General features: G+C 57.7%; 4 protein-coding genes. 1 reads left to right on the top strand and 3 read right to left on the bottom strand.

Annotated features, from left to right (window positions below; translation table 11 throughout):
• Positions 1–39: 39 nt before the first annotated feature.
• Both BGIM_RS58040 and BGIM_RS0122830 read right to left on the bottom strand, forming a co-directional pair.
• Positions 40–1,023: a toll/interleukin-1 receptor domain-containing protein gene (locus tag BGIM_RS58040; RefSeq protein ID WP_020472052.1), complete on the bottom strand. Its 984-nt coding sequence runs from the start codon at positions 1,021–1,023 to the stop codon at positions 40–42.
• Between the two features lie 131 nt (positions 1,024–1,154).
• A complete protein-coding gene (locus BGIM_RS0122830) occupies positions 1,155–3,164 on the bottom strand; it encodes a prolyl oligopeptidase family serine peptidase (RefSeq protein WP_020472051.1) in 2,010 nt (669 codons plus the stop codon).
• 173 nt (positions 3,165–3,337) lie between these two features.
• Here BGIM_RS0122830 and ppk1 point away from each other — a divergent pair, with 173 nt between their 5' ends.
• Positions 3,338–5,521 carry a polyphosphate kinase 1 gene (gene ppk1 / locus BGIM_RS0122825; RefSeq protein ID WP_020472050.1) on the top strand — a complete coding sequence of 728 codons (2,184 nt, stop codon included), beginning with the start codon at positions 3,338–3,340 and terminating at the stop codon, positions 5,519–5,521.
• 105 nt (positions 5,522–5,626) lie between these two features.
• On the opposite strand, the gene BGIM_RS58035 is transcribed toward ppk1, so the two are convergent.
• Positions 5,627–6,667, bottom strand: coding sequence for a DUF3500 domain-containing protein (locus tag BGIM_RS58035; protein ID WP_020472049.1), 1,041 nt, complete (start codon positions 6,665–6,667; stop codon positions 5,627–5,629).
• Positions 6,668–6,681 lie beyond the last annotated feature (14 nt).

Below are 6,681 nucleotides of genomic sequence, written 5' to 3'. Positions count from 1 at the left end.
CGCTTTTCGGCAAACTCGCACTTTCGTTCGACGTGGGAGCTATTTAATATCCGAAATCATCTCCCGATACTCCTTTACTTTTTTGATGCCAGTTTTTGTAACCGGCACTTTAACGACCACAACCACCTCTTTTCCATCATCGCCTTTTTCCGTTTTGCTTGTTGGTTCGTCCACTGTGTACATGTACGGCACATCCACAAACACGGTGGTTTTTATCACATAATGCTCGCCCGGCCCTGCGTTTGGAATTAACGGTTTCTCTTTTACTTCATCAGGCTTTTGGGCCGTTTTACCATCCTCGCCTTGTTTGGCGGCGCCATCCGGCTTTTTTGAGAAAACACCGGACAACGACAGAACGATCACGACCACAGCCGCCGACATGACGGCGCCAATGATGAGAACATTTCGCTTGCCAGACGAAGTCGGCGACAATGGAGACGGTTGCTTCTCTTCAGAAGAATCCGCCCGATCGGAATCGGTTCTCGGAGATGCCTTCGCAAATGATTTGTTCTGTGCGGCCGACGATTCCGGCCTGGCTTTCGGCGCCGGTTTCTTGCGCGGCGTCGGGGGCAATTTTTCGATCCCGCGAATCAGGCGGTCAATGTCGCTGCGGAAGTCCGGGTCGGGGCGAACGGCGATGGCGTTGCGGAAAGACAACTCCTTCAGCGTTTCCGGCAGTTCGTCCGCGTGCGGCATGGCCGCCCCGCCGACCAAGACGGGAATGACCGGGATCTCCAAGCTCAGGGCGGCTTCGACTTCGATGCGAACGAAGTCCGACTTTTCATCCAATCGTCGGCCGGTGGCACTGGTGGAATGGAGCCATTGGTCGCCGATCAGGCAAAGAAGCACATCGCATTTTTGCACCCGCTCGGTCAGCACCTTGCGGAAATCGGCCCCCAAGGGAATCGAATCAACATCTTTGAAGACGTTTTTCGCCCCGAATCGAGTCTCAAGCCGGTCGTAGAGTCGTCCCGCTTGATGGCTGCTGTCTTGTCGGCGGTAAGAAATGAATATCCGGGGCATGGCATTACCGAGTCTTGAACGGGTAAAATCGCCGCACAATGGAGTCTTGGCAATGAATTATTGAATGCTTGTCCAAAATCCAGCCGACATGGGATATCGAGGCATCCCATGCCGGCTCGCTTCCGATTGTCTTACTTGCCGCCCGTCGGCAGCATCCACTTCTCATCAAAGAACCCGGCGGCTTCCACCTTGCCGGGGAAACGGGGAGTCACCGGCGAGGTGATGTCGATCACCGCATAGTCCGGCAGTTTGGAGATTTGCCGGGCGTTGTTCAGGTAGTCGTATTCCCGGAAGGTAAAGCCGCTGTTCAACACGACGTACTTCTTCGGGTTCAGCGGGTTCGGATAGATCAACACCGGCACATGGGTTCCGCCCGCGTAGGTCTTGCCGCCAACGATCACACCGCTTTCCGTCCACTTGACCGGCAGTTTGTCGGCGATCTTCTTCAAGACGGCGTTGCTGGAGGGATCGCCCCAGAGGATCAGGTTGCTGGCGGCAATGTCGGCATCCGTCACATCCGTGTCGGCCTTCACAGGGGCTTCCCCCCGGAACTGGTTCCGCCAATGGATGGTGGCGTGGGTCATTTCCCCGGCGGCCCATTTGCCAACGGCTTCATTCATCGGCTTGCCGGTCGGTTTCACCATCACGAACGAATCGAGGAACGCATCGTCAATCGGCCCTTGCAGACCGGGACGCTTGTGCAAATCGGTCGAGAATGCGTCAACCGCTTTCCAGCCATCGGCCGTTTTGGAGAGGTTGACCACAAATTTCATCGTGGCCGGAACGGAGATCGCCTTGCCGTCAATCGTGATCGTCGTCGGTTTGCTGGAATCGAAGGGGTTGTGACCGGCCGGCATCGCGAGGGTCAGGTCCGTCACGCCAGAAGTGGTCACTTTCACGTTGGTCTTGTCCAAAATCTCGGCCACCACCTTGGCGCGTTCCCAGTGTTGTTCCATCCCGGCGATGGTCACCCAATAGGAAGTCGGGTAACGCAGGGTCCAGGTGGTGAACTTCACCAGCGGCGGCACGGCCGGACGACCTTTTTCGGCGAGGGCGTCGATCTGCTTGTTTAGTTCCTTGCGGACCTCGGGATGGTAGGAGTGGGCGGTCTTCGGCCCGATGAGGTGAATGAGCGTCATTCCTTCATCCTTGAGTGCCTTTTCCATCATGTCGGCGGCTTGCTTCTGGCTGTCGATCTCGCCGCTGTACGCCACGGTCGGCAGATTGGTCAGGTTTAGGGCGTAATCGGTGCAGTCGTACATGTGCCAGAGCTTCTTCTCGTCCGGCCGGGGCTTGACCGTTTCCTTTTGGAAAACCTTCAGGAAGTCGGCCGTTTCGGAGAAACCGGCGCCGGGGGCGGCGGCGCACCACACGCTCGGATAGTGGACGGCGAATTGCCAGCAAGCTGCTCCACCCATCGAAAAGCCCCGCATCACCACGCGGTCTTCGTCAACGCGGTAATTCTTCTTCACGGCATCAAGGGCTTCAAAGCAATCGATTTCTCCGGCGAATTTGTTCGCGCAGCAATATCGGCCGTAGAGGCTCAGGATGAAGGTCTTCGCGTTGCCGCTCCAACCCGGTCCGCCTTGGTTGAAGTTGAGTTCGCTCAGGGTTTCGCCCCGGCCATGACACCAAACATCCAGCCGGTGCTTGGCCATTCCTTTGAAGTCGTAGCCTGTTGGCACGAACAATCCGTAGGGCTGGATCGAACCGTCGATCTTGGAAACATAACCGTGAATCACATTGCCGGTCTGCGTCATCCACGGGGCCTTGCCTTCGCGGAGGGCCTTGGCCCGGTCCATGCCGATTTGCAATTGCTTCTTGGCTGTCGGCACTTCCTTCTTGGGATCGAACACTTCGTTGTATTTGAGGGCATCATGCACCCCCTTGTAATACACGATCACATCCGGCAACAGGGCGAGCAGCTCCGGCTTGTCCTTCAACGCGGTCTTCAATCCTTCGATCTCGGCGCCGAGCGCGCTCACGCCCTTTTGCAGCTCAATCATTTCCTCCGGAGGGACCGGGTCTTTGGGCGTCGGCGGCACCGGCCGCACTTTTTCAGCGACATTGTCGGCCGGACCGTCGGCCATTGCCGTCAGGCCGAGGCTTCCGAACAGAAGCAAAAAACAAATCCAACGCATGGTTCGCATTCCCTGTGACAGAGGACAAAAGCCCCAAAGTGTGAAGATCATACCATGACGCTCCAAGGAATCCCATCATTCGATGACAAATCCATGCTTTGGGCGTATCTCAATCAGGATGGGATGGCTCGCGCTCCCGGCCGAAATCATCGCTGCCTCGAAGGGTCAAGGGAATGTCTTCAACGCCTCAGTTGTCCGTCGCCGCTCCTGCCCCGTCCATCAACCTTGATGATCCGTCCCTGTACATCAACCGGGAATTGTCCTGGCTGGAGTTTAACCGGCGGGTGCTGGAGGAAGCGCAGGACAAGCGGGTGCCGTTCATGGAGCGGCTCAAGTTTCTGGCCATCGTCTCGTCCAACCTTGATGAATTCTTCATGGTCCGTGTCGGCGGGCTGATGCAGAAAGTCCACGCGGGCATCACCCGCTCGTCCGGGGCAGATCGCACCACGCCCAAAGTGCAATTGGAAAAGATTTCCCAGCACATCTCCAAGATGGTTCAGGACCAATACCACGTGCTGACGGAAGAGGTTCTGCCCGCCTTGGAGAAGGAAGGCATCGTCATCAAGTCAACGGTGAAACAACTCACCGAGGCCGACAAGAAACACTTGCGGGAGAACTTTCGCCGGGAAGTCTTCCCGGTTCTGACGCCGTTGGCCATCGACCCAGGCCACCCGTTCCCGCATCTGGCGAACAAAACCTTGAATCTTGCCGTGGTGTTGGAACGTCCCAGCCATCCCGACAAACTGTATGCCGTGGTGCAGGTTCCGGCCGTGTTGCGGCGATTCATGCCTATCCCCGTGGAAGGGGGATATTGCTTCGCCTCGTTGGAGGCGGTCACCCGGTTGCATCTGGCCGAACTGTTTCCGGGCATGAAGATCGATCACGCCACGGTTTTCCGGGTGACGCGGGACAGTGAATACGAAATCGAGGATGAAGAAGTCGAGGACTTGTTGAAAGCCATCGAGGAATCCGTGCGGAAGCGCCGCCGGGGCACGGCCGTGCGGTTGGAGATCGAAGCCGACGCTCCGGAGGAAGTCGTGAATTTCCTCACCTCCGCCCTTGATTTGGATACCTCGGCCGATGTGTTTCGCGTTCCGGGGCTGATCGATCTTACGGGTCTTTTTCAGGTGTACGGCCTGCCGGGTTTCCCGCACCTTCGCGATCCCCACTTTGTGCCGCATCCGGTGCCGGATATTGCGAACGCTGCCAACATTTGGGCGGCGATTCGCACGCGGGACATCCTGATGCACCACCCCTACGAATCGTTCAATCCGGTGGTCGATTTCATCGAGACGGCCGCCGCGGATGAACGGGTGCTGGCCATCAAGCAGACCCTTTACCGAACCAGCAGCGACTCCCCGGTGGTCCGCGCCCTTCAACGGGCCGCCGACGCGGGCAAGCAGGTGACAGCCGTTATCGAACTCAAAGCCCGGCTGGATGAGGAACGAAACATCGCTTGGGCGCGTGAACTCGAAAAATCCGGCGTGCATGTGGTGTTCGGGTTCGTGGGGTTGAAAACCCACTGCAAGGTCGCTCTCGTCGTTCGTCGAGAAGAGGACGGCATCCGACGCTACGTCCACTTGGGAACCGGAAACTACAACCCTCAAACGGCGAGACTCTACACCGACTTGGGCATGTTCACCTGCAACCCGGATTTCGCGGACGATGTGTCCGCGTTGTTCAACTACCTTACCGGCTACAGCGAACTCCCTGAGTGGAAAAAACTGATCGTCGCCCCGTCGCGGATGCAAAATTTCATGGTCGAGATGATCGACCGCGAGGCCGAGTTTGAAAAAGCCGGCAAGGGGGGCCGGTTCATCGCCAAGGTGAACGGCATCCTTGAGCCGGTGATCGTGCAAGCTCTTTATCGGGCGAGCCGGGCCGGGATGAAATCGGATATCGTCTGCCGGGGAATTTGTGCCCTGCGGCCGGGCATTCCGGGGGTGAGCGAGAACATCCGCGTGGTGTCCATTGTGGATCGTTATCTGGAACACAGCCGCATCTATTACTTCGGCAACGGCGGCGACCCGGTGGTGTATGTCGGCTCGGCCGATTTGATGGACCGCAATCTCAGTCGGCGGGTTGAGGTGATTTTCCCCATCGAGCAACCCGATCTGAAGCAACGGGTCATCAAGGAAATCCTTGAAGTGACTCTATCAGACACGGCCAAATCCCGGGAATTGCAATCGGACGGTTCTTACAAACGAGTGGAGCCGTCGGCGGGAGCCAAACCCGTCAGCAGCCAGTCGATCTTTCAAGCGAATGCCGCCGACGCCAAACGCGACTGCCCGCCGATGCCACCGCCCGGTGACGTGGAAGAAAAGCCGATTCGCCGAAACCGCAAGCGGAATCCGTGAGAGGTCAAGACAACAGTTGATCGAAACGAAAAAAGGCCATCCGATTCCCATTGAATCGGATGGCCTTTTTCTTGCCCAACCTCGTCATTGGCATAGGCCGGTCAATCACTTTTCCAAACCAAAGTCACCCGGCAACCGTCGCCACACGCTGTGGATGTGGTTATTTGGATTGCCCCAACCGTCCGGTTGGACATTCAGCAGGCGGGCGTGAAACGTCGGGCCGACGATTTGGAAGGTGTAACCGTTCAACGGTTCGCCGGTGTAGGCAAACGAAACCTTGTCGAACCCGGCGGCTTTGATCGCCTTCCGCTCGGCGTCGCCCACAGCAGTCGGCATCCGGTTGATGTACACGTCCATCAGCTTCCAGAGGATCGCTTGTTGGGCTTCGGTGAGTTTGGCGGCCGGGATTCCCTTCGCTTCGCTCAACTTCACGATGCCCACATTCTCTTCGATTTCCGGGAACTGCTTCATGTCGCTGTGGGCTTCCTTGCGTTGTTCGTCCGTGAACGATTTCACCAAATCGGCGGCCGTTTCTTGAAGACCCGGCAGAATCACCTGGCCCTTCTTCGGCCCATCCTTGATGATCCCCGGATTAGAACCGAAGAACATCGGCGTGGGGCTAAGCACTTCGCCGTTGTTGATCGTGTAGCTCGCCACCATGTGGTGCCCTTCGATCCGCCAGCCCCATTTTCCGGTGTTGCCGGGGGTGCCAAAGATGCTCACGAAGTACCAACCCGGCTTGCGGGCAAAGACCGGCTTCGCCTCAACCTCTTTCAACAAGGACTCATAACCGATGATCGCTTGGGTCTGCTCAAATCCCGAGGCACTGGTGCCCGACCGCAAGAGGGCGAGGGCGGCCTTGCGTTGGTCGTCGTTCATCTCTTCGAGCGGAAGGCCCTTGCGGGTATAGTTGCCGTCCTTGTCCTGCTTCGGCATGAAGTACCAACCCGTGCGGTGCGGGTCGTTGAACTCGAAACTCGCCTTCTTCTTTTGTTCCGGCGACAGGCTGGCCAAAAACTGCTGGGCCGCCATGCTCATCTGAGCGGCGACCGGAGGGGTATCCTTGGCAAACAGAGAACTGGCCGGAATTCCGGCCGCCAGACCGACGACCAACAAGAATCTGGCCGAAATCGAGATGCGATTCATCGGAGAGCATCCTT

Origin of the sequence: Zavarzinella formosa DSM 19928 (assembly GCF_000255705.1) — a bacterium.
Classification (GTDB): Bacteria; Planctomycetota; Planctomycetia; order Gemmatales; family Gemmataceae; genus Zavarzinella; species Zavarzinella formosa.
The sequence above is the reverse complement of the archived record's forward strand: the minus strand, read 5'-3'. Positions and strand labels throughout refer to the sequence as shown.

Bases quoted from the DNA above. Each gene is read 5' to 3' on its own strand.
- BGIM_RS58040 (WP_020472052.1), bottom strand. From the start codon at position 1,023: ATGCCCCGGATATTCATTTCTTACCGCCGACAAGACAGCAGCCATCAA.
- BGIM_RS0122830 (WP_020472051.1), bottom strand. From the start codon at position 3,164: ATGCGTTGGATTTGTTTTTTGCTTCTGTTCGGAAGCCTCGGCCTGACG.
- ppk1 (WP_020472050.1), top strand. From the start codon at position 3,338: ATGTCTTCAACGCCTCAGTTGTCCGTCGCCGCTCCTGCCCCGTCCATC.
- BGIM_RS58035 (WP_020472049.1), bottom strand. From the start codon at position 6,667: ATGAATCGCATCTCGATTTCGGCCAGATTCTTGTTGGTCGTCGGTCTG.